The sequence below is a fragment of the Trichlorobacter ammonificans genome, assembly GCF_933509905.1.
In the GTDB taxonomy this organism is placed as follows: Bacteria; Desulfobacterota; Desulfuromonadia; order Geobacterales; family Pseudopelobacteraceae; genus Trichlorobacter; species Trichlorobacter ammonificans.
The window spans coordinates 1,629,279-1,652,370 of sequence record NZ_OW150024.1 but is presented as its reverse complement, the minus strand read 5'-3'; the positions used below and the strand labels follow the sequence as shown (position 1 = coordinate 1,652,370).

Sequence of the window (23,092 nt, the reverse complement as noted above, 5' to 3'; positions counted from 1 at the left end):
GTCACACCTGCAGGTATTCCTGTTGCCAGAGGGAAAAGGAAAGCAGGCTCCAGAGCAGGGTGCCGTGGTCGGCGCGCCCATGCTGATGTTCCTGCCAGAGCCGGCCCACCTCGCCGGGATCGAAGAATTCGGCCAGCTCCCGTTGCTCCAGAAGGTGGCGCTGTGCCAGTTCCCGCAGGTCCTGGCGGAACCAGCGCGCCAGCGGCACCGTGAAACCGTGCTTGCGGCGGTTGACGATCCCCGGCGGCAACTGCGCGCTGAACGCCCGTTTCAGCAGGTATTTCTTGCTGCCCCGATGGATCTTCAGCCGGCTGGGCAGGGAGGCGGCGAACTCCACCACCCGGTAGTCCAACAGCGGCGCCCGCACCTCCAGGGAGTGGGCCATGCTCATCCGGTCCACCTTCACCAGGATGTCGCCGGGAAGATAGGTTTTCAGGTCGGTGTAGAGCATGCTGGTCAGATGGTCGGCGCCCCGGGTCCGTTCCCAGGCATCCAGGGTGTGCAGGGCCGGATCGTAGCCGCGGCAGGCCGTTGCCAGGCCCGGCGCGAGCAGGCGCCGCAGGGATGCGTCGTCGATGAAGCTGTTGGTGCGGAAAAAGGCCCGCCCCGGATCGGCCAGGGCGCCTGAGGCCAGGGTGGCGGCCTTGCGCATCAGGGTGCCGGAGCATCTGCCGGCCACGGCATGCAGCGTTTTCAGGAACAGCCGGGGGATGACCCGCCTGGCCAGGTCTTCCTTCAGGTCCACCACGTATTTGTCGTAGCCGCCGAAGTTTTCGTCGCCGCCGTCCCCGGCCAGGGCCACGGTGACCACCTTGCGGGCCAGCCGCGAGACATGGAAGGTGGGGACCGCCGAGGAGTCGGCAAAGGGTTCGTCAAAATAGCGGGGCAGCAGGGTCACGGTGTCGGCCAGTTGCTCTTCCAGCGTGTACTCGGCATGGTTGGTGGAAAAACAGCGGGCAACCTCGCGCGCATAGACGCTTTCGTCATGCTGCCGGTCGGTGAAGCCGATGGAGCAGGTGGTCACCGGCGTGCCGGAAGAGCCGGCCATGAGCGCCACGATGGCGCTGGAGTCGAGTCCGCCGCTTAAAAAGGCCCCCAGGGGGACGTCCGCCATCATGCGGCTGGCCGTGCTGCCGGCGATCAGTTCCAGCAGACGTTCCGCTGCTTCGTCCTGGTGAAGCGGTGCAGTCGTGGTGGAAAAATCGACGTCCCAGTACCGGCTGACCACCGGTCCGCTGCCGAGACGCAGTTCCAGACAGTGTCCCGGCGGCAGCTTGTGGATGGCGCGGAAAATGGTCTTGGGCGCCGGGATGTAGAGGTAGGTCAGGAAGTCGGCCACGGCGGTGGGGTCCGGGTCCCGGGGGATACCGGGAAGTTGCAGCAGCGCCTTGATCTCCGAGGCAAAGGCCAGCCGGTCGCCGCCGCCGTGGTAGTAGTAGAGCGGCTTCTTGCCGATCCTGTCCCGGGCCAGGAACAGGGTCTTGTCGTCCCGGTCCCAGATGGCAAAGGCGAACATGCCGTTGAGCCGGTTGAGGCAGGCGGCACCCTCGCGACGGTAGAGGGCCAGGATCACCTCGGTGTCGGTACGGCTCCTGAACTGGCAGCCCTCGGCCTTCAGCTCGTTGCGCAGTGCCCGGAAATTGTAGATTTCACCGTTGAACACGATCACGTAGCGGCCGTCGAGCGACTGCATCGGCTGGTTTCCCAGGGGGGAAAGATCGATGATGCTCAGGCGCCGGTGCCCCAGCCCCACCCAGCGGTCCAGATATTCGCCGCCGGCATCGGGGCCGCGGTGGATGATCGAGGCCCCCATCCGCCGCAGGGTGGCGGTGTCGGCGGAGGGGGCGCACCTGCGGATGAAGCCGGTTATTCCGCACACGGTGTCACCCCACGACGCCAGGTCACCTGCTGTCCGCCCCCCAGCTCACGGAACAATCCCACCAGCGAGGCCAGGGCCAGCATGAAGAAGTAGTGCAGCAGGTTGATCGGGATGATCCGCCGGACCGTGGGGACCACCTGGCCCAGCAGAGCCAGCAGCGCGGCACAGCAGAACAGGTACAGGACGGTGCTGAGAAGCGGCGTGGTCAGGTCGGGGCTCAGATGGATATGCAGCAGCAGCAGTATGAGCGGAATGAACAGGGCACCGCTGAACCAGCGCAGCACCTTGTGGGAGACGAAGTTGAACAGCAAGAGCGGCCGGGAGAGGTCGGGAAGCCCGCTTCCCCGGAGCAGCCACTGGAAACCGCCGGAAATGATGCGGGCCTTGCGCCGGAATTCGTCGGCCAGTTCGTGCAGGTTGCGCTCGAAGCCCAGGGCGTCCGGTTCGTGGAGAACCCGGTATCCCTGCCGGGCAATGTTCATGGCGATGACGAAATCGTCCAGGATGGTGTCGTTGGGCGGCGGCAGAAACAGACTGCGCCGGATGGCGTACATGGCGCCGTCCGCACCCACCAGGGTGCCGGTGGCTCCTTCCATTTCCTGGATGAAATGCTCGATGCCGTAATAGGCGTTTTCCGAGTGTCGGTAGCTGAGGGTGCTGTTCAGCAAGGTCACCCTGCCGGAGACGGCCCCCACCGTGGGGTCGTTGAAATTGCGCACCAGGGTGCGCAGTGCCCGGCATTCGTACATCACATTGGCGTCGGAGAGCACCACGATTTCCGACTGAATCTGTTCCATGGCATCGTTGAGCGCCGCGATCTTGCCGCGGTTGACGGGGAAATCGAGCAGGCGGACGCCCCGTGGGGCGTATTCCCGCACCAGTGCCGCAGTGGCGTCGCCGGAACCGTCGGAGGCCACCACGATCTTCAGGCGTTCCGGCGGATAATCGAGCAGCAGCGAGTTCTCCAGCTTCGCGGCAATATCCCGCTCTTCGTCGCAGGCCACGATCAGCAGCGTCACCTCCGGGCAATACTGTTCGTCACGATCGATCCGGGCCGGCAGCAGCCAGGCCAGCAGCGTCAGCACCAGGGGGTAGCCGACGTACATGTAGGCGATGACGCCCAGCAACCCGTAGGCAACGGCATGCAGCAGCACTGCCGGAACGGGCAGGGACGGGAACAGACAGGCGATACTGGCGATGATCGTTGCCAGCAGCAGGCAGGGGAGCAGGGCGGCCAGCGGTTCCCGTGAGCCCCCCCCGGCCCTGACCGTGTTCCAGGTGGAAATGACCGTTCCCCGCAGCCGCAGCAGCACGCCCACTGCCGAGGCAACGTTCATCAGGGCGACGTAGTAGGGCAGGACATACAGCGGGGAGCTGTCTCCGCGCCGGTCCTGCCGCCAGCCGGCCAGTGCCAGCAGGGCCGTGCCGCCGTAGAGTGCCACCAGCAGGGCGGCGGCTGAGTCGGGTCCCCGGTCGGCGGCAACTGCCAGGGCCGCCATGAAGTTGATCCCGAGCAGGTAAGGGGAGAACCAGCGCAGCAGCTTGTGGGAGATCACCTGCCAGGCAAAGCGGGGAAAACGCAGGGGATTGCAGACGGCCGGTACCCGCAGCAGGCCGTTGAAACTGCGGTTGACGATGCGTACCTTGCGGGAGAACTCCTTGCCGAACTGGCCGGCCGGCTTTTCGGTACACCAGGCTGCCGGCTCGAAGATCCCCCGGTAGCCTTTGGCAACGATCTGCAGCGGGTTGACGAAGTCGTTGATGTCGCTTTCCCGCAGCGGCTCGTACAGTTTCCGCCTGATGGCGTAGAGGGCGCCGTCACCCCCCACCACCGACGAGAAGGCCGATTCCCACTCCTTCATCATTCGCTCGATGTTCCAGTAACTTCCTTCGCTGACGCCGGCAGCGGTCCGCTTCTCTTCCCGGTAGCGGGCATCCCCCACCACGTAACCGATGGCCGGATCGCTGAAATGCTTCACCAGGTGACGCAGCGCCTGCCGGTCGTACAGGGCGTTGGCATCGGAAAATACCACCAGCTCGCTGTCGATCCGCTGCAGGGCCAGGTTGAGACCGGCGGTCTTGCCGCGCCGCTCCTCCGGCCTGACCAGGATGACCCCCCGGTCGGTAAAGCCGCGCACCAGCTCGTCGGTCCGGTCGGTGGAGCAATCCGACACCACCATGATGGTCAACTGCTCCGGCGGGTAGTCCAGCTGCAGGGCGTTTTCCAGCTTGCGCCCGATGACCTTCTCCTCATTGTAGGCCGATATGACCAGGGTGACGGAGGGGGTGACACCGTGGTCGCAGCGGTGCCGGAGCGGGAACAGCCGGGCCACGAGCCACAGCAGCAGCGGGTAGCCGATGAAGAGGTAGAACAGCAGGGCGGCGGTGAGCAGCATGATCGCATATGCCATGACGTACTCCGGTGCGGACGGTTTTCCGCTTCCCCCTCAGGGGATGCAGCGGACGATATGGGGACCCAGCAGGTTGGTCAGCATCAGGGGAAGGCGCTGCCAGACCTGGATCGCCAGACGGTATTTGGGGTTGCGGGGGTTGAGGTCCGGCAGGCCGCATCCCTCGCGCAGCAGATACTGCCAGTAGAGCGGCACCGGCCGGGCTCCCCACTGTTTCTTGAAATGGAACGTACCCTCGTCCGGCGTGGAGCGGCCGAAGTCGAACCGCTCGGCGCCGCCGGCAATGGCGAAACGGATCGCCTCCCAGTAGAGCAGGTTGTTGGGGCACAGTTCGCGGAAATCCCTGATGGAGGAGGCCCAGGGAACCTCCAGGGTGGAGCGGTACCAGGTGAGCAGCGCCGAGGCCACGGTACGCCCCTGCAGGGTGACCGAGAGCAGCCGCGTGCTGTCGGGAAATTCCTCAAGCACGTTTCTGAAGAAGTCGCGGCCGTAGACCGGTGTTCCCAGGTCCCGCATGTTGCGGGAAAAGACCTCGTAGAAGCCGTCCAGAAGCTCCAGTCCCCCCACCATGGTCACCAGACCGCTTTTCAGGGCCTTGCGTACCTGGTTGCGCACCTTCGGGTCAAGCCGGTGCCACTGCTCCTCCTCGTCGGCCGCCAGGTCGAGGATCATGGTCACCTTGTGCTGGCGGGTGGCGGCAATATCGTCGCAGCGCGCGAGGTGACGCAGCTCCACATGGGCCGATCCGCTTCCCTCCAGCATCCTGCGGGAGGTGCGCAACAGCGCTGCAGCGGTGGACGTTTCGTCACACAGCAGGCCGCCGTAGTTGAAGAACGGCAGCGACACCAGAAACGTGCCGAACAACCTGCTTTTCAGCTGGATACAGGGAAGGACGCCGCAGATTTCGTTACGGTCGTTCCTGGCGGCCAGGTACATGGCGCGGTGGCCGAAACTCTTTTCCAGCACCCTGCGCCAGCCGTACCGGTGATAGTTGGTGCTCTCCGGCCGGGAAGCGACGAAGGCGTCCCAGGCGCTCTGGTCCTCGTTGTAGAGTTGAACGGTTACGTCCATGGTGTCTGCCTTCCAACAAGCAGGGAATAGCATCGTCCGCTGACAGCGTACTAATCATGGACCATGCCAGAACAATATATTGAGAGTTTACGGTATGTTATGTTGTATTTTGGGTGTCGAAAGATGTTAGTCAACCTGCGGGGCAGGAATGAAGTGCGGGCGGTTCAGCCCGCAGGAGCGCGCATCAGGCGCTGTGTTAAGAAATTTGACGGTGTTAGTTTGTTTCCGTCCGCAACGGAAACATTCCCCTCCACCCGGGCAGCGGCTGTCGGGATTACCGCCGCCACTGTCGCCATTTTTTACAGATACCGATCCGGAACGTGTTTCAGGAAAATATTGTCAGCTATTTCAGACGGTTTCAGGCTGGATCGAAACTTGCTGCCAGGGGGAAGGGACGGTGGTACGGCGGCGTGGAGACGGCTCTGCCGGACACGGGGGACTGCAGGCGGTGCGGGTGGCGTGTTATGCATGAAAAACGAAAACATCAGCGGATCAGTTGCTACTCGAAATGCGTCGTATACTACGAGCAGGCCAAATATTACGGCGTCATCCTCAATATTTCCCTGTCTGGAGCCGCGGTGAGGCTGTACGGGATGAAATCGGGGGGGATGAAAGCTGGGGACCGTTGCAGCCTGATCCTGTGCGCCGATCCCGCGATCTGCTTCTATCGGTACGCAGGCACGGTGGCCCGCATCGGTCGCTCCGCCATCGGGCTGGAATTCATCGACATGGCTGCCTGACCAGCATCACCCGCCAGCCGGGGATCGAGGAGCCTCCATGCGCTACCCGCCGCTGCTGACAGATTTCTACGAGCTGACCATGCTGGCCGGCTACTTCGAGCAGGGGATGACCCGCAAGCGGGCAGTGTTCGACCTGTTCTTCCGGAAAAACCCTTTCGAGGGTGGCTATGCCGTTTTCGCCGGTCTGGAGCCGGCCCTGGACTACCTGGAGGGGCTTGCCTTCCGGCCGGAGGAGCTGGCCTACCTGCACGGCCTGGGGCTGTTCAAGCCGGAGTTCATCGAGTTCCTGCGGGAGTTCCGTTTCCGGGGCACTGTGACGGCACCGCCGGAGGGAAGCGTGGTCTTTGCCAACGAGCCCCTGCTGACCGTGGAGGGAGACCTTGCCGAGGCCCAGTTCGTGGAAACGGCCCTGCTCACCATCATCAATTTTCAGACCCTGGTGGCCACCAAGGCGGCGCGGATCGTCCGGTCCGCGGCCGGTGCGCCGGTAATCGAGTTCGGCCTGCGCCGGGCCCACGGTCCCGATGGCGGGCTTTCCTGCGCCCGGGCGGCCTGCGTCGGTGGGGTCTGCAGCACCAGCAACGTGCAGGCGGGGATGATCTTCGGCCTGGAGGTGCGCGGCACCCATGCCCATAGCTGGGTGCAGGCCTTTACCGACGAACTGGCCGCCTTCCGCGCCTATGCCGAGGTGTTTCCCGCCGCTACCGTCCTGCTGGTGGATACCTACGACACCCTGCACAGCGGCATCCCCAACGCCATCACCGTGGCACGGGAACTGCGAGCGCGGGGACATGAGCTGCGCGGCATCCGTCTGGATTCGGGAGATCTGGCCTACCTCTCGCGGGAAGGGCGACGGATGTTCGATGCGGCCGGTTTTCCGGGGGTGAAGATCATGGCCTCCAACGAACTGGACGAGTTCGTCATCGAGTCGATCCGGGCCGAGGGAGGGCGTATTGATATGTACGGTGTCGGCACCCGGCTGGCCACCGCCTCCGGCGTCGGCGGCGGTGCCCTGGGCGGGGTGTACAAGCTGGTGGAGCTGGCGGCGATGCCCCGGATGAAGGTCACCAGCGACCTGGCCAAGGCAACGGTGCCGGGCAGGAAGCGGCTCATGCGGGTGTACGGCGCAGGAGGAGAAATGCTGCAGGATGTGCTCTGTCTGGAACAGGACCGGCTGACTGCCGGTGATACGGTGTACGATCCGGCCCATCCCCTGCAGCGGACCGTGCTGCCCGCGGGGTGCCTGCTGCGGGATCTGCGTCGGGTGGTGATGCGGGACGGTCAGCGCAACGAACCGCCGGAACCGCTTTTTACCCTGTCGGCGCGCAGCAGGGAGGAGCTGGATCGTCTGCCGCCCGGCTGTCTGCGCCTGATCAACCCCCACCGGTACAAAGTTTCCCTTTCCGAGCGGCTCCATGGGGTGAGAAACGAGCTGATCGGGCAGCTCCACTGCCGGGAGGGATAAGCCATGGAACTGAATGCGGTCCTGCTGCTGGTGGACCTGCAGAACGACTTCTGCCCCGGCGGCGCCCTGCAGATACCGGAAGGCGATCGGGTGATCGGGCCGGTGAACCGGCTGTTGCGGTGGGCGGTGACGTCCGGTCTGCCGGTGCTGGCAACCCGTGACTGGCATCCATCCATGACAGGTCATTTCACGAAATTCGGCGGTATCTGGCCTGTCCACTGCGTGCAGGGCACGCCGGGAGCGGCTTTTCATCCGGGCTTGCTGCTCCCGGAAGGGGCGGTGGTTCTCTCCAAGGGGACCGACCCGGAGCGGGACGGCTACTCCGCCTTCGAGGCGGCAACCGCCGACGGCAGGGTCCTCCGGGAACTTTTGGACGGGATAGGGGCGCACAGGCTCTACATCGCCGGGCTGGCCACCGATTACTGTGTACGAACCACTGTCCTGGAAGCGCTGCGGGAAGGTTTCTCCGTCACGGTGCTGACCGATGCCGTTGCCGGGGTGGATCGCACGCCGGGTGCTTCGGCGCGGGCCCTGGCGGAGGTGGAACGGGGCGGAGCCCGCTTGATGACTGTCGACGATCTGCTGCGGGAGGAACGTGGCCACGAGGAGATCGCTCCGTCCGGCTGACCCCTGGGAAACCGGACTATACCTCGGGAGGTAACGGTGAAAATAATCGTTCTGGTAGGGGCCTGTCTCGCACTGCCGTCACTGTGCGGTTCCGGAGAATATTCCTGGGAGATTCGCCGGGATACCGTGGTGGAGACCAGGGGGGGGCGCCGGGAGATCAGGCCACGCTCGTTGTTGTCGCAGCGGATCGAATCCTTTGTCCGCCGTCACGGGGCCGCAGCCGGCAGCAAGGCGGCCCAGATGGCCGAACTGTTGAGCAGGCACCGGCACGGCACGGTCCTGGCGGCCATTGCCGCCCGGGAGAGTGGTTTTGATATCCAGGCCCGGGGCAGGGCGGGAGAGGTGGGAGCCTACCAGGTGCGACCGAACATCTGGGGTGACCCCGGTGAGACGTTCGGAACCCAGACGGAAAAGGCCGGCAGCATTCTGCGGGAACTGCTGGCTGAATCCAACGGCAGCCTTGCCCTTGCCCTGGAGCGATACAACGGCAGGGGGCAACGGGCAAAGGCATACGCTTCGTCAGTACTGGCCCTTGCTGCCGGTATCTGATGTCACGAGGCATGGGGGCATGGGGCGAAGCAGCGGACCGTCCGATGCCGGCAAATCAGAAAGGAGGAGAGTCCCATGGCAGTTACGTCACTAGCACCCCCAGCGGCACATGGGCGGCAACAGGCGGGAGCCCTGCTGGTCTGCGCCTATGACAGCAACGAGCAGTTCGAGGCGAACCGGCTGGCCGGGGCGATTTCACTGCAGAGGTTCCGGGAGATGCTGCCCGGGCTGGAGAAGAACCGGGAGATCATCTTCTACTGTGCCTGAACCAATGAACATACCTCCGCCCGGGTGGCGGAGCAGTTCGACGGGATGGGGTATGCCAACACCGCCGTGCTCAAAGGCGGCGTGAACGCCTGGAAAGTGGCCGGCTACCCGTGACGCTGTTCACAAGGGGAATGAACATGGCCAGAGAGATATGGATCGACGAGGAAGAGTGCATCAGTTGCGAATTGTGCGTCAACAATCTGCCGGCAGTGTTCCGGCTTGCCATCAATGGCAAGGCGGAGTGCTATGATCCCGCCGGTGCTTCGGAGGAGCGGATCGAGTCCGATGCGATCAACGTCTGTCCCGCCTCCTGCATCCACTGGAAGTAGCGGGGAGGCAGTACTGTGGCGCCTGACGGAAATGCGACGGAGGGTGGGGGGCACGTGCTGCATGAAACGGGGGTGACGGATGAAACTCTGGATCGTGGTACTGTTCCTGGCGCTGATTGTGCTCTACGCCACAACCATGGAAAAACAGGAGGTGGAGAACATGAATCCCCTGACGCTTTCCAGTCCGGCCTTTCGTCACGGCGAGGCAGTGCCGGCGCGCCATACCTGTGATGGGCACGACAGCTCCCCGCCGCTTCTCATCGCCAACGTACCGGCCCGCACCCGCAGTCTGGCCCTGATCATGGATGACCCGGACGCGCCCTCCGGAACCTGGGTGCACTGGCTTGTCTGGAACCTGCCGGCAGCGACCCGTGAGATCGCGGAAAACGGTTTGCCACGGGAGGCGGTGCAGGGACGGAACAGCTGGCGACGCAACGGCTACGGCGGCCCCTGCCCCCCCTCGGGCAGCCACCGCTACGTCTTCCGGCTGTTTGCCCTCGATGTGACGCTTCGGCTGGGCGCCGCCGCGGACCGAAGCGAGCTGGAGCAGGTTATGAGCGGCCATATTCTCGCCCATACCGAACTTATGGGAACCTACCAGCGACACTGATACCGGATGCAGGGGAGCATCGAGTCATGGTGCGACAGAAACGGTCACTGATTGCCAGCGATGAACACGGGACAGCGGAGATGCGATGATCGAGGCTGCGACGGTATTGATGTTTGCCTACGGGCTGGGGTGTTTCTGTAGCGGTTACTACCTGGTCAGGGCGGCGAAAGGGATCGATATCCGCGATACGGCAAGCGGCAACGTGGGCAGTCGCAACGTGGGCCGATTGCTGGGTCCGGGCGGGTTTCTGCTCACCCTGCTGGGGGATGCCGGCAAGGGGATGCTGGCGGTCTGGATCGCCCAGGTCCTGCGCCCCGACAGCCTGCTGCCCCTTGCCGCGCTGCTGGCGGTCGTGGCCGGCCATATTCGGCCGGTACAGCTTGGATTCAGGGGTGGCAAGGGGTTTGCCACCCTGGCGGGTGGCATGCTGGTACTCAATCCGGTCCTGTTCTTGGGCACGCTAGTGCTCAGCCTTCTGTTCACGGGGCTTCGGCGGGGGACCACCGCAGCCGGCCTGCTGGCCCTCGCCCTTTCTCCGGTCCTGCTGCTGCTGCAACGACTCTACGGCAACGGCCAGCTGCGGGGTGTCGAGATGGTCCCGTACCTCCTGCTGGTCGTCATGGTGCTCCATGCTCACCGTGCCAACATCCGCGCGGCTTTGAATGGTCCGCCCCCGGGAACATCGGGATTGAGACGCACTGAATCTTGATTGCCGCCACCTTGCCGGGTGAGCGCTGACATCATTGCGGAAATGCGCTAGAACCGGTAGCCCACCCCACCCAGCAGAACATCGCTGTCCCTGTCGTAATCCGTCACGACCCGACTCCATGAAAACCGCAGGGACCAGCGCTGGTCCAGCCGGTAGTCAGCCGCCATGGTGGCGATGGGAGTAACGATCCAGTCACCCCGGCGGTTCATGCCGGCCTGCTCGTCAAAGGCCGCATAGGCCCCGGCAGCAAGTCCCAGGGTGACTTCGCCGTCCAGAGCGTCGGTGACCGCCCAGAGCTGCAGGGTCGGACCATAGCGCCTGATCAGCCGGTTCTCTCCCTCGTACAGCCAGGCGAGGCTCATGGCCAGGTTCCGCGCGAAGCGCTGCCGGTATTCGAGGCTCAGGGCGGCGGAATGCGCCACATCGAAGCTGTTGGTAAACGTGCTGCCGGCCAGCAGGAACAGCTCTCGATCCGTTGCCTTGCTGCGTTCCGCCAGGGAGGAGGCAGCACGTGCCGGGTGGTCAGTCTGGTAGCCGATACCGGCCAGAAGCGATGCCGTATCCATTTTTCCGAAAGTCTCCGCCCAGTTGGCCCGCACCTGGAACAACCAGGGCGAATCGGTGCGGAGAACGGCCGCCAGGCTGAGCAGGCAGCCGAAGCCATGCTCGTTGCGGTGACCGTCGCTGCCGGTTCCGGTAACGGTGTCATAGTAGTAATAGGGGCCGGCCCCGGCGGACAGGGAAAGGCGGGAACCGCCAATGGCGCGGCTCCCCCAGAACTGCAGGCTGTGACCATCCCGGTGGTGGTCCGGCATGTGCCCCTCATTGAGATAGGTCAATCCGACCGCGAGGGAGGGAGCCAGGTTGTGCCGGTACTCAACCTGCCAACTGCCGGAGGAGCCGTTCCGGATGGCCTGCCGGCTGACGACCGCCCCGCCCAGACCGAACAGTTCGTCGGCGCGGACCGGGGAAGCGCTGAGCTGCGCCAGGGCCAGGATGACGAGGTAGCGTGCAGCGGTTTCGGACAGCTTCTCCATGGTCACTCCGACGTCAAGGGGGGAGACGGAGCGCTTCCGTGGCGGCGGCTCGATGCCGCATCACCCACGGAAGCACTGCCGAAGGCCCCAGGGGACCCTTGTGCTCCCACGTCGCGGGTAGGGTCAGGTTACCGCGATCTTGCGTACGGTCTGTTTTTCCGCACCGCTCTTCGGCATCCGTATTTCGAGAACCCCATCCTTGAAGGAGGCGTTGGCCTTGTCCAGTTCCACCGCCACCGGCAGGCGCAGCTTACGACTGAAGGAACCGAAGGAGCGTTCAACCCGGTAAAAGTCCTTGCGTTCAATCCGTTCCTCCGCCTTTTTTTCTCCGGAAATGGTGATGATGTCGCCGGAAAAGTCGATGCTGATCTCTTCCTTCTTCATGCCGGGAATTTCCGCCTTGATGACCAGCTCCTTTCCCTCTTCGAACATGTCCACCGAGGTGGCCACATCGGCGAACTCCGGAAGCTTGAAGCGGGGAATCCAGGAGGGGGCGAAAAAACGGCGCTGGAACAGGTCGTCGAACATTCGTTCCATATCCTCGAAGGGGGAACCGAGCCGTTGCAGGTCACGGCGCTTCTCGCTGGCCTCTTCCCCGGGGACATTCTCTTTTTTCTCGTCTGACATGGTCGTATCCTTTCCCCCTGCCGGCATGCCGGCAGGAATAGAGTGCCGGAACCGCCGCCTCCGGCGAGCGATAACGGCGGATGGTGTTCGTAAAGCTACGGCTGCCTGAACCACTGCACCCGCACCAGCTCCTCGCCCCGGCTCCAATGGTACTGGAGTTCACCGCCGAAGGACTTGAAGACCTCCCGTCCGATTTTCTGGGCCAACTTGACCTGGGTGGTGGTGACGGTGATGCCGTCCAGGCCGTTGTGCCGGATTTCCATGACCCGGTTCAGCGGATTCTTGGTGAGCGCCTCGTCGGCCATTTTGCGGAGCAGGCGGTCGATCTCCGGCAGGTGGACGGTGAGGAAACCGCCGCTCAGTGAGACGATTCCCGCCGGGTTGCGTTCGGCGGTCCGGCGGCAGGCAGGACAGACCAGCCGCTGACCGCCGCGGACGGAAGCTTCTTTTCCGGCGTAATGCCAGCGCTTGTTTTCAAAGACCGCGCCGCAGTCGCAGTAGCAGGAGCCTCCATGACCAACGCGCTCCCCGGCATAGGTGTCCTTGCTTCGCGGTGTCCGCTGTCCCTTTTCCTCGATCCTTCGTGTGGTGGTAACCATGGCGTTCCTGACTCCTTCGGGGAGATGGATTCTGGTGGCGGGACAGTGCGTGATAGGGCCACCGGTATGCCGCGCGCCTCATAAACCGCCTTCAGCAGCCGTACTTCATCGATGTCCCGATGCAGCCGACTGTTTTTCAGCACAGTGCGGACCCTTTCAGGCGTGACAGGGGGTGTGTGGTCGTGCACCTCGATATACACCTGTCCGTTCCATATTGCCGCCTTGACCGCCTGATTGACGATGGCAACCCTGGTTCCCGGCTCAACGAGAGCGAACAGCGTGCGCATATGTTCCGGGTAGAGCCGGATGCAGCCATGGCTTGCCTTACGTCCCACGGAAAAGGGACGGTTGGTGCCGTGGATCATGAGAGCTTTCCCGGAAAGGCGCAGGGCGTGGCTGCCCAGGGGGTTTTCCGGTCCCGGCGGCACCACGGCGGGTAGTCCGGGGCGGCTGCGGCGGATCGAGCGGGGAACATGCCAACGCGGGGCCTCGATCTTCTCGGTCACACGAAAGCTGCCCAGCGGCGTTTTACGGCCCTCATCGCCGATGCCCACCGGAAAGGAGCGTACGGCGGCCGTACCATCCCGGGGGAAATAGTAGAGGCGCAGTTCCGGAAGGTTGATCACGATACCGGAGCGCAGCGGTGTCCGCGGCACGAGTCTGCACGACGGGATGAGAACCGTTGTACCCTCCGGGGGAACGAAAGGATCGATTCCCGGATTGGCGGTCACGATTTCACTGAACCCCAGCTCGTAGTGGCGGGCGATTTCGATCAGTGACTCGTTGTCGCGGACCAGGTGATGGCGCTGCTGTCCGAAACTGGTGCCGGGAGGAGCGTAGACATCGGCGCCGGCCGGAGAGGCATCGGGCGCGGCGCCGAGCAGCAACGCTAGCAGCGTTGCGGAATATGCGAGTCGTTCCGCATGCTTCATGACTACTTCTTCTGCTCCAGCTCGAATGCCTTGCGGGCACCTTTTTCAGCTCTGCCGGCCTTTTCTGCAGCTGCTTCGGCCCGCCGTGCGGCTGCCTCGGCCCGCCGTGCGGCTGCCTCGGCCCGCGCCACGTCACTTCCCATCTGCTTCAGGTCGGCTGACAAGCTGTCGGTTCGGTCCAGCGCCTTTTGCGCCATCTCACGGGCGCTGTCGATGGAGGCCCGGTCGTCCGTGGTCAGCGCCGGTCTGCCGGAAAGCTGATTGAGGCGTCCCTCGATTGTCAGAGTCCTGGTTTCAAGCGCCCCGAGCCGTTCCGCCAAGGGGGAGGTCTGCTGACGCACATACTCCTCGGTGGCACAGCCGGACAGCAGCAGCCCCAGTGACAACACCGCACAAGCCGTTCGTTTCATAACTGGTCTCCTTGTGATACGTGAAGTGTCCTGCATGACAATCCGGTACTGCATCATGGAACGTGCCAAATGTTATTTTTAATATTATCAGTTGCTTGTATTAAATTTGCGCAGATGGGGCTGTTAGATTTGTGGCGGTCAGGGGACAGGGCTGCGGTGGTAAGGCCGGGGGAGCCACGAAGGAATGCAATGTTAAAAAAATTTCCGCTGTTGCTTTTGTAGTAAAAGCTCGTAAACTTCCATACTGATTTCGAAAAGGGAGGTTGGCAGGAACTATGCGGCTTTTATGGCCGTGCCCTTGACATGCACCGAAAGCGTTCCATACTCCACACTGCTGAAGGAGGCGCCAGGCATGTACTCGATACTCAATTCGCTTCCCCCCATTCTGCTGGTAGACGACGATCCGGTGGTGCTCGAAATCAGCATCGCCGCCCTTCAGGCCGAAGGGATCGGCAACGTGCAGGTCTTGAACGACAGCAGAAAGATCATGCCGTTCCTGGAGACCACCCCGGTTTCCCTGATTATCCTGGACCTGATGATGCCGCATCTGACCGGCCTCGACCTGCTTCCCCTCCTGATCCGCGACTATCCCCATATCCCCGTGATCGTGATGACTTCAGCGGACGATGTCGACACCGCCGTCTACTGTATCAAGGCCGGCGCCGCCGACTACCTGACCAAGCCGATGGAGATCGAACGGCTGCTTTCCAGCGTACAGAGGGCGCTCCTGCTCACCGAGCTGAGCCGCGAGAACACCACCCTGCGGGACTACCTGCTCAACGACTGCCTGCAGCATCCCGATGCCTTCGACGAGATCATTACCTCCAGCAAGAAAATGCGGGCGATTTTCCAGTACGTCGAAGTGGTGGCGTCGTCGGACCAGCCGGTGCTGATCACCGGCCAGACCGGGGTGGGCAAGGAGCTGATTGCCCGGGCCATCGCCCGCCTTTCCGGCCGCAAAGGGGCTTTTGTGACGGTCAACGCCGCGGGGCTCGACGACACCATCTTCTCGGACACCCTCTTCGGTCACAAGAAAGGGGCCTTCACCGGTGCGGACCAGAACCGGGAAGGGCTGGTGAGTGCCGCGGCGGGAGGGACGCTCTTCCTCGACGAGATCGGCGACCTGAGCGAAACCTCGCAGATCAAGCTGCTGCGCCTGATCCAGGAGAAGGAGTTCTATCCCACCGGTTCCGATCTGCTGAAAAAGACCGATGCCCGCATCATTGTCGCCACCAACCATGACTTAGCCACCCAGATCCCTGCCGGTAAATTCAGAAAAGATCTGTATTACCGCCTCTGTTCCCACCGTATTCATATTCCCCCCCTAAGCGAGCGGCGGGAGGATATTCCGCTGCTGCTGGACCACTTTCTTGAAAAGGCGGCCCGCGCCCTGAAGAAGCCGCAGCCGAAAGCGTCGCGGGAGGTAACGGCGCTGCTTTCCACCTACAATTTCGACGGCAACGTGCGGGAGTTGCATGCCATGGTGTTCGATGCCGTGGCCAGGAGCAACGGCGGACTGGTGACTCTGGACTGCTTCGTCGGACTGACGCGGTCGGAACTGCCGGCGCCGGATCTGACGCCGCTTTTACCCAAGAAGGAGCTGGGCGAGGCGCTGTACGCCCATTTCGGCAGGTTTCCCACCATCAGGGAGGTGGAGGACTACCTGATTAGCACCGCCATGGGATTGACCAACGGCAACCAGCGTTCCGCCGCCATGCTGCTCGGCATTGCCCGCCAGACCCTGAGCAAGCGCCTGAACAACACCGCGGCCGGGGAATGAGCCGTCGAAAAGCTAACAGGGCGGCAAAATGTTAACATTGTAAAAATTAAAGTAAAATAAGGGTGATAGCACGGTAATGCTCCGCGAATGTTACACCGCCCCGGTAAAGCGCTGCCGGCACCTGTTGGGCGGTGACAGGCAATGTACCGATATCACTGAATAAAATTTTTCGTTCGCTTGGCACATGTTGTGATGAATCGGTGCGTAGAAGAGCAGCTCATCGGCTGCGGCGGCGGGTGCGCTTCACCCGGCGCCGTGCGCAACGGAGGAGATCACCATGTGCGGAATCGTTGGCTATATGGGAGATCGGGATGCCACCCCGGTAATCATGAACGGTCTGAAGATGCTGCAATACCGCGGCTATGATTCCGCGGGAATCTGCACCATGGAGTACGGCGCGGTGGATATCCGGCGCAGCTCGGGCAAGCTTTCGAACCTGGAGCGCCTGCTCCAGCTTCAGCCGCTCTACGGCACCGTCGGTATCGGACATACCCGCTGGGCCACCCACGGCAAACCGTCGGTGACCAATGCCCATCCCCACCGGGCCGGTTCGGTGGTGCTGGTGCATAACGGCATCATCGAGAATTACCAGATGCTGAAGGATGAATTGGTCCGCAAGGGGCACTGGTTTGAAAGCGAGACCGATTCCGAGGTGATTTCCCACCTGATCGACGAGAACCTCTCCGCCGGTCTTTCCTTCGAACTGGCGGTACAGAAGACCCTGCTGGAGCTCGAAGGAGCCTATGCCCTCTGCGTGCTCAGCGAAAAAGAGGAGAACACGATGATCGTGGCCAAGTCCGGGTCGCCGATGATCGTCGGTATCAAGGGACGTGAGTATTTCGTGGCCTCGGACATGCCCGCCATCATTCCCAACACGCGGGAAATGGTGATCATGGAAGATGGCGAGATGGCCGTCATCCGCAATGGGAAGATATCCTTCTCGACGATCCTGGGGCAGGAGCTGTCCAAAAAGACGCTCCATATCGACTGGTCGCTGGCCGAGGCGGAAAAGCGGGGGTTTCCCAACTACATGCTGAAGGAGATCCATGAACAGCCCCAGGCGTTGCGTGCCCTCATCGGGGATTGCCTGATCAAGGATGAGGGAGATGTGCTGCTGGAGGGGCTGGGACTCGACGACGAAGCCCTCCGTTCCTTTGATCGTCTCTGTCTGGTGGCCTGCGGCAGTTCCTGGCACGCGGCACTCATCGGCAAGTACCTGATCGAGGAGCAGTGCCGCATACCGGTGGATGTGGAAATCGCCTCGGAGTTCAGGTACCGCAATCCGATCATTTCGGAAACGACCCTGGTGATTCCCATTTCCCAGTCGGGCGAGACGGCGGATACCCTGGCGGCGTTGCGGGAAGTCAAGGGCAGAAACCGGCGGGTTGTTTCCATCTGCAATGTGATTGACTCCTCCATTGCCCGGGAATCGGACGGCATCATCCATACCCATGCCGGCCTAGAAATCGGGGTTGCCTCCACCAAGGCCTTCACCAACCAGGTGGTTGCCCTGTACCTGCTGGCGATCCGGCTCGGCCGGGCAACGGGCACCATCAGCCGGAACAGGGGATTGGAAATGATCGCCGACCTGACCGAACTGCCCGATCTGGTGGAAAAGACGCTGAAGCTGGATTTCAACGCCGAGGAGATCGCCTGCGAACACCTGACCGCCTGTGACGCCATCTACCTCGGTCGCGGCATCTGCTATCCCGTTGCCCTGGAGGGGGCGTTGAAGCTCAAGGAAATTTCCTACGTCCATGCTGACGGCTATCCCGCCGGCGAGATGAAGCACGGCCCCATCGCCCTGATTGACCGGGACATGCTGGTATTCGTGCTTGCCCCCCGTGATCGCCATCTGGCCAAGGTCCGGTCGAACATGGAGGAGGTCGTCACCCGCGGCGGCAGGGTCATCGCGCTCTGCAGCGAGGGCGACGAGGAGACCGGTAAAAAGGCGGAGTTCACCCTCTCGATTCCCTGGGCCGGTGAAACCCTTTCGCCGCTTCTGTTCAACGTGGCACTCCAGCTTTTGGCCTATAACTTTGCCATCCTGAAGGGCAAAGATGTCGATCAGCCCCGGAATCTGGCAAAGAGCGTCACGGTTGAATAGTGCCGTGTACCATCGAATTCCCCCTCCCTTTCCCCCCCCCTCCCGGGGAGGGATACAGGATGTCGCTCCTTCCCCCGGCGGGAGGAGGCTGGGAGGGGGGAGCTGATTGCTGAAAATAGCGATGGTACGCGGCATCGGACATGTGAAGGAGGAGCGGATGCGTGAGTGAAGGCTCGAAAATAATGGTTGTCGAGGATGATGCCGTTGCCGCCGAGTACCTTGCCACCTCGCTTTCCTCCCTTGGCTACGATGTCGTTGCCGTTGTCGGGACAGCCCGGGCAGCCATCGACGGTGTGGGGTCGGTACGGCCGGACCTGATCCTGATGGATGTGACGTTAAATGGCGGCGTTGACGGCATTGCGGCGGCCATTGCCATCAACGCCCGTCTCGATGTGCCGATCGTCTTTCTCACGGCATGCACCGATGACGCCACCTTTGACCGGGCCAAGGATGCCAATGCCTTTGCCTACCTGTCGAAACCGATCGATATCAGCCAGTTGAGCCATTGCGTCGAGCTGGCTCTGCGCAAGCATGCGTACGAGAGCGCCCTGAAGCGGATGGAAAACTCGGTGCGCCTGAGCGAGCAGAAGCACCGGGCGCTGCTGATGGCGATTCCCGACCTGATTCTGCGCTGTCACCGCGATGGTACCATCCTTGACTGCAACATCCCCCATACCCACGAGTTCAATTTCCTGCCAGCCGACATGGTTGGCAGAAACGTTGCGGACCTGCTGAATGCCCCCGTGTCCCAGAAAAGCAACGATCAGCTCCGGCACTTGCTGGATTCGGACGAGTACCAGCATGTCTGCCTCAGGGTCTGTGCGAACGGCAGCACCAAGCATCTGGAATTTCGCTCGGTGGGGAACGGTCCCGACGAGGTGATCGCCATCGTGCGGGACATCACCGAGCGGGTTCATGCCGAGGAGAAGATCAGGCGGTACGTTCAGGAACTTGAAAAATCGCGGGAGCAGATCGTGCAGCAGTCACACGAACTGATCGCCGCCCACTCGCTGGCTGAAGCAGCCAACCAGGCCAAAAGCGACTTCCTGGCCACCATGAGTCACGAGATTCGCACGCCGCTGAACAGCATCATCGGCATGTCCGACCTTTTGAGCAGGATGGAGCTGAACGAACAGCAGCGCTTCTTTGCGGGTGGCATCCTGAACTCGGCCAACAGTCTCCTCGAGATCGTCAACGACATCCTGGACTTTTCCAGGATCGAGTCGGGAAGCATCGAATTGAAGCCGGCACCCTTTGACCTGCGCAGCGTCTGCGAGGATGTGGGGGAGCTGCTGGCCCCCCGTGCGGCAGACAAGCGGATCGAACTCATGGTCAACTGCCCGCCGGACCTGCAGACACAGCTGGTGGGGGATGCGGGACGGATCAGGCAGGTGCTGGTGAACCTGGTGGGCAATGCAGTCAAGTTCACCGACAGCGGACGCATCGTGGTGGACGTCGAACGCCTTGCAGTGACGGAACAGGCGGTTTCGCTCAGGATCAGCGTGCGGGACACCGGCATCGGCATTCCCGAGGAAAGCCTCCACCAGTTGTTCCAGCGGTTCTACCAGGTGGATGCACCGTCAAACCGCAAGCGCGGGGGTACCGGTCTCGGTCTGGCCATCAGCAAGAATCTCGTCGAGATCATGGGGGGATGCATCGGTGTCACCAGTACGCCGGGTGAGGGCTCCACCTTCTGGTTCATGTTCACCCTGCCGCGCGTGCGGTCGGAGCGTCCGGCGGTTGAGCTCCCCGCGGAACTGGCAAACGCCCGCGTGCTGATTGTGGACGATCAGAAGGAGAATCGCCGGTTGCTGGCCGGCTACCTTGCCTTCTGGAAGGTGCGTTGCAGCGAGGCCGCCTCCGCCGGGGAAGCCCTGCGGATGATGCAGGAGGCGATGCAGTGCCGCGATCCCTTCAGTATTGTACTGATTGACCAGGTGCTGGGAGATGACGATGGCGTGGAGCTGGGCAAGACGATCAAACGGGATACGGGTCTCTGTGCATCCCGCTTGATCCTCCATTCGCAGAATATCCAGTTTTTCGAGGGAAACCAGGGTTTTCCACACATGGTGTTTTCCGCGTTTCTGGCAAAACCGGTACGGATGCAGCGACTCCTGGATGCGTTGACGGTTGTCATGCTCAGCCCCTCCGGCAGCTCTGCAGCCGTCGTCGATCCACCGGAACCGGCTGTCGTGCCGCAGGCGGCCGACACGTTTCCGCCGCTCCGCTCCCTGCGGGTCCTGGTGGCGGAGGACGATCCGGGCAGCCAGGTGGTGGCGGCAACCATGCTCGAAGCCATCGGTTGTACGGCCGACGTTGTCTCCAGTGGACGCGACACGGTCCGGCGGGCATGTCAGACCAGCTACGATCTGATACTCATGGACTGCAACCTGCCGGATATGAACGGCTTTGAAGCTACCGCCGAAATACGCAGTTTTGAGGGAACCAGAAAGCATACCGTCATCGTTGCCTTAACCGCAAATGCGATGAACGGCTACCGGGAGCTGTGCATTCAGGCCGGCATGGATGATTACCTGAGCAAGCCGGTCCGCATGGAAGCTATCCAGCAGATGCTCGAACGCTGGGTATTCCGTTGCTCCGGCCGTGCGGGGAGTCTCCAGCAGGACGACGATGTGACGGGTGACAGCGGCGTCTTTGACGCGGTGCGGCTGAACAAGCTGATCACCCTGTTCCGCAAGACGGACAAAGAGCTGGTGCGGACTGTTGTGGAGCCGTTTCTTCGGAATGTGGAGGAGCGGTTGCCCAATCTGTATGCGGCAATTGAAGAGGGCAACTACCGCTGCCTGACGGAAACCGCCCATTTTCTTCAGGGGGGGAGCAGAAACCTCGGCCTGCGGAACATGACGAAAATTTTTGCCGATATCCGGGAGCATGCCGGGCAGAATCAGTACGAATCCATCAGGATGCTGGTTGATTCGCTGGAACTGGAACTGCCGATGGTGCGACGACAGGTAAGCGAGATGCGCGCACGGGGGCTTCTGTGAGCGAACACACCAACGCCGAACTGGCGCGGACCGTGGCGGCGCTCTGGGCCAGCGAAGAGTGTTTCAGCCTCCTTTTCGACCAGCATTGCGACATCATGCTGATCGTCGACCCCCTTGCCGGCAGGATCGTGGATGCCAACAAGGCGGCAGTGGCCTTTTACGGATACTCCCGCGAGGAGTTGCGGGGAATGGCCGTTCAGCGGATCAGTTGCCTGCCCGAGAAGGATATTCGTACCCTCTTGTGTCAGGTGCAGCAGCAGTCGAGGAACTGCATCGTTCTGCCGCACCGCAAGGCCGACGGAACAGTCCGCACCGTCGAGGTGCATCCCACTCCGGTGGTTTTTCATGAGCAACCGCTCATTTTTGCCGTTGTCACCGACATTACCGAACGCAGAGTGCGGGATGCCGAACGGGACCTGTCATACCGCTTGTTCAGTAATTCATCCGACCTGATGTGCATCACCGGTCCGGACGGCCGGTTCAGGCAGATGAATCCCGCCGGACTGGCGATGCTCGGCTACGGCGAACGGGAGATTATCGGCCATAGCTACGCGGAATTTGTTGTCCCCGAAGACCTGCTGAGGACCGATGATGAAGTCGGACGCCGTCAGGGCGGTGGTGTTACCAGCAATTTCGAGAACCGCTACCGGCGCAGGGACGGCTCAATCTGCTGGCTTTCCTGGCGGGGAGTGTGGGACAGCGACGGCACCTGCTACGCAACGGCGCGGGATATCACCCTGCACAAAGCAGCATTGCTTGCGCTGCAGGAAAGCCAGCAGCGGTTGAGCGCCTATATCGACACCTCTCCCATGGCCACCATCGAATGGGATGCCAACTTCGTGGTGACCCGCTGGGCCGGCGAGGCAGAACGAATTTTCGGTTGGCATGCCGGGGAGATGCTCGGGAAACCGATCATGGAGCTGCAGATTATCCACGATGCGGATATTGACCTGGTCAAGTCCGCCATGGAGAAACTTTCCGACCCCACTGCAAAACATGTCTACACTACCAATCGCAATTATACGAAAGACGGCCGGGTTATTGTTTGCGAGTGGTACAACTCAATCCTGCGGGACGGGCAGGGGACCATGTCCTCGATCCTCTCCCAGGTGCTGGACGTAACCGAGCGTGTCGATGCGGAAGAGGCACTTGCCGTCAAGCAGCAGCAGCTTGAGGAGCTCAACCGTTCCCTTGAGCAGCGGATCGACACGGCAATCAACGAGCTGCGGCAACGGGACCACCTGCTGGTAAGCCAGAACCGCCTGGCCGCCATGGGGGAGATGGTCAGCAGTATCGCCCACCAGTGGCGGCAGCCGCTGAACAACATCGGCCTGGTGCTGCAAAGCACTTCCCTCGCCTACAGCCAGGGGGCGCTGGAACCAGATCAGTTCCGGGAGCGGGTGGCCCAGTGCATGGGCATCATCCAGGCCATGTCGCAGACCATCAACGATTTCGGTCGTTTCTTCAAGCCGGACACGGAGAAACGTTCCTTCAGGGTGGTCGAGGCTGTGCAGCGGGCGGTGGATATCGTGCGGGCCAACCTGCGGAACCGCCGGATCGTACTGGAAGTCTTCGACGAAGGGGCGGGGAATGTTACCGGGTATCCCAACGAGTATGCCCAGGTTGTTCTCGCCCTGCTCAACAATGCCCGCGACATTCTCACGGAGCGGGAAACGGAGGAAGGGAGAATCGAGCTGCGTTGCAGGCAGTGCGGCGACAAGACGGTGGTGACGCTATGGGATAACGGCGGCGGCATTGATCCGGCCATCCTGCCGAAAATTTTCGATCCCTACTTTACGACGAAGCAGCCGTCCCAGGGAAGGGGCATGGGGCTGTACATGGCGAAGATGATCATCGAACAGAACATGGCCGGCCGACTTACCGCCCGGAATGTCAACGGTGGCGCGGAGTTCGAAATCGAGGTCTGAGCGCCGCGGC

General features: G+C 62.3%; 19 protein-coding genes and 1 pseudogene. 12 read left to right on the top strand and 8 right to left on the bottom strand.

Annotation, left to right across the window (positions count from 1 at the left end):
* Nucleotide 1: 1 nt before the first annotated feature.
* The 3 genes from asnB to RAK07_RS07495 are packed head-to-tail and all read right to left on the bottom strand — an operon-like array spanning nt 2 to nt 5,361.
* Nucleotides 2–1,879, bottom strand: coding sequence for an asparagine synthase (glutamine-hydrolyzing) (gene asnB / locus RAK07_RS07505; protein WP_305732215.1), 1,878 nt, complete (start codon nt 1,877–1,879; stop codon nt 2–4).
* Nucleotides 1,867–4,290 (bottom strand): glycosyltransferase family 2 protein, encoded by a 2,424-nt coding sequence (locus tag RAK07_RS07500; protein ID WP_305732214.1) that lies wholly within the window; start codon nt 4,288–4,290, stop codon nt 1,867–1,869. The genes asnB and RAK07_RS07500 overlap by 13 nt, the downstream gene beginning before the upstream one ends.
* Nucleotides 4,291–4,326: 36 nt before the next feature.
* Nucleotides 4,327–5,361 (bottom strand): FemAB family XrtA/PEP-CTERM system-associated protein, encoded by a 1,035-nt coding sequence (locus RAK07_RS07495; protein ID WP_305732213.1) that lies wholly within the window; start codon nt 5,359–5,361, stop codon nt 4,327–4,329.
* A gap of 464 nt (nt 5,362–5,825) precedes the next feature.
* On the opposite strand from RAK07_RS07495, the gene RAK07_RS07490 reads away from it, so the two are divergent.
* The 8 genes from RAK07_RS07490 (at nt 5,826) to RAK07_RS07455 (ending at nt 10,657) form a co-directional block, all read left to right on the top strand.
* Nucleotides 5,826–6,101: a PilZ domain-containing protein gene (locus RAK07_RS07490; RefSeq protein ID WP_305732212.1), complete on the top strand. Its 276-nt coding sequence runs from the start codon at nt 5,826–5,828 to the stop codon at nt 6,099–6,101.
* Between the two features lie 37 nt (nt 6,102–6,138).
* Complete coding sequence (locus RAK07_RS07485; RefSeq protein WP_305732211.1) at nt 6,139–7,566, top strand: nicotinate phosphoribosyltransferase; 1,428 nt, start codon at nt 6,139–6,141, stop codon at nt 7,564–7,566.
* A 3-nt stretch (nt 7,567–7,569) separates the two neighbouring features.
* Entirely contained in the window at nt 7,570–8,193 is a 624-nt protein-coding gene (locus tag RAK07_RS07480; RefSeq protein ID WP_305732210.1) for a nicotinamidase, read from the top strand.
* 36 nt (nt 8,194–8,229) lie between these two features.
* A complete protein-coding gene (locus tag RAK07_RS07475; protein ID WP_305732209.1) occupies nt 8,230–8,742 on the top strand; it encodes a lytic transglycosylase domain-containing protein in 513 nt (170 codons plus the stop codon).
* 75 nt (nt 8,743–8,817) lie between these two features.
* A complete protein-coding gene (locus tag RAK07_RS07470) occupies nt 8,818–9,009 on the top strand; it encodes a rhodanese-like domain-containing protein (RefSeq protein ID WP_305732208.1) in 192 nt (63 codons plus the stop codon).
* Nucleotides 9,010–9,146: 137 nt separating this feature from the next.
* Complete coding sequence (locus RAK07_RS07465) at nt 9,147–9,338, top strand: ferredoxin (protein ID WP_305732207.1); 192 nt, start codon at nt 9,147–9,149, stop codon at nt 9,336–9,338.
* A gap of 79 nt (nt 9,339–9,417) precedes the next feature.
* Nucleotides 9,418–9,948 carry a YbhB/YbcL family Raf kinase inhibitor-like protein gene (locus RAK07_RS07460; protein WP_305732206.1) on the top strand — a complete coding sequence of 177 codons (531 nt, stop codon included), beginning with the start codon at nt 9,418–9,420 and terminating at the stop codon, nt 9,946–9,948.
* Nucleotides 9,949–10,033: 85 nt separating this feature from the next.
* Complete coding sequence (locus RAK07_RS07455) at nt 10,034–10,657, top strand: glycerol-3-phosphate acyltransferase (protein ID WP_305732205.1); 624 nt, start codon at nt 10,034–10,036, stop codon at nt 10,655–10,657.
* Between the two features lie 47 nt (nt 10,658–10,704).
* Here the strand turns inward: RAK07_RS07455 and RAK07_RS07450 are convergent, their stop codons facing one another.
* From RAK07_RS07450 to RAK07_RS07430, 5 genes and pseudogenes are all read right to left on the bottom strand, one after another.
* Nucleotides 10,705–11,694, bottom strand: coding sequence for a hypothetical protein (locus tag RAK07_RS07450; RefSeq protein WP_305732204.1), 990 nt, complete (start codon nt 11,692–11,694; stop codon nt 10,705–10,707).
* A gap of 123 nt (nt 11,695–11,817) precedes the next feature.
* A complete protein-coding gene (locus RAK07_RS07445) occupies nt 11,818–12,321 on the bottom strand; it encodes an Hsp20/alpha crystallin family protein (RefSeq protein WP_305732203.1) in 504 nt (167 codons plus the stop codon).
* Nucleotides 12,322–12,416: 95 nt separating this feature from the next.
* Nucleotides 12,417–12,920, bottom strand: coding sequence for a BCAM0308 family protein (locus tag RAK07_RS07440; protein ID WP_305732202.1), 504 nt, complete (start codon nt 12,918–12,920; stop codon nt 12,417–12,419).
* Nucleotides 12,921–13,171: 251 nt separating this feature from the next.
* A pseudogene (locus RAK07_RS07435) lies at nt 13,172–13,852 on the bottom strand (L,D-transpeptidase family protein); the annotation flags it as partial.
* A 2-nt stretch (nt 13,853–13,854) separates the two neighbouring features.
* Nucleotides 13,855–14,262, bottom strand: coding sequence for a hypothetical protein (locus RAK07_RS07430; protein WP_305732201.1), 408 nt, complete (start codon nt 14,260–14,262; stop codon nt 13,855–13,857).
* 352 nt (nt 14,263–14,614) lie between these two features.
* On the opposite strand from RAK07_RS07430, the gene RAK07_RS07425 reads away from it, so the two are divergent.
* The 4 genes from RAK07_RS07425 (at nt 14,615) to RAK07_RS07410 (ending at nt 23,082) form a co-directional block, all read left to right on the top strand.
* Nucleotides 14,615–16,042, top strand: a complete 1,428-nt coding sequence (locus tag RAK07_RS07425; protein WP_305732200.1) for a sigma-54-dependent transcriptional regulator — start codon at nt 14,615–14,617, stop codon at nt 16,040–16,042.
* A 277-nt stretch (nt 16,043–16,319) separates the two neighbouring features.
* A complete protein-coding gene (gene glmS / locus RAK07_RS07420) occupies nt 16,320–18,149 on the top strand; it encodes a glutamine--fructose-6-phosphate transaminase (isomerizing) (protein WP_305732199.1) in 1,830 nt (609 codons plus the stop codon).
* Between the two features lie 161 nt (nt 18,150–18,310).
* Nucleotides 18,311–21,154 (top strand): hybrid sensor histidine kinase/response regulator, encoded by a 2,844-nt coding sequence (locus RAK07_RS07415; RefSeq protein WP_305732198.1) that lies wholly within the window; start codon nt 18,311–18,313, stop codon nt 21,152–21,154.
* On the top strand, nt 21,151–23,082 hold the full coding sequence (locus tag RAK07_RS07410; protein ID WP_305732197.1) for a PAS domain-containing sensor histidine kinase: 1,932 nt from the start codon (nt 21,151–21,153) through the stop codon (nt 23,080–23,082). Before RAK07_RS07415 ends, RAK07_RS07410 begins: the two co-directional genes overlap by 4 nt.
* Nucleotides 23,083–23,092 lie beyond the last annotated feature (10 nt).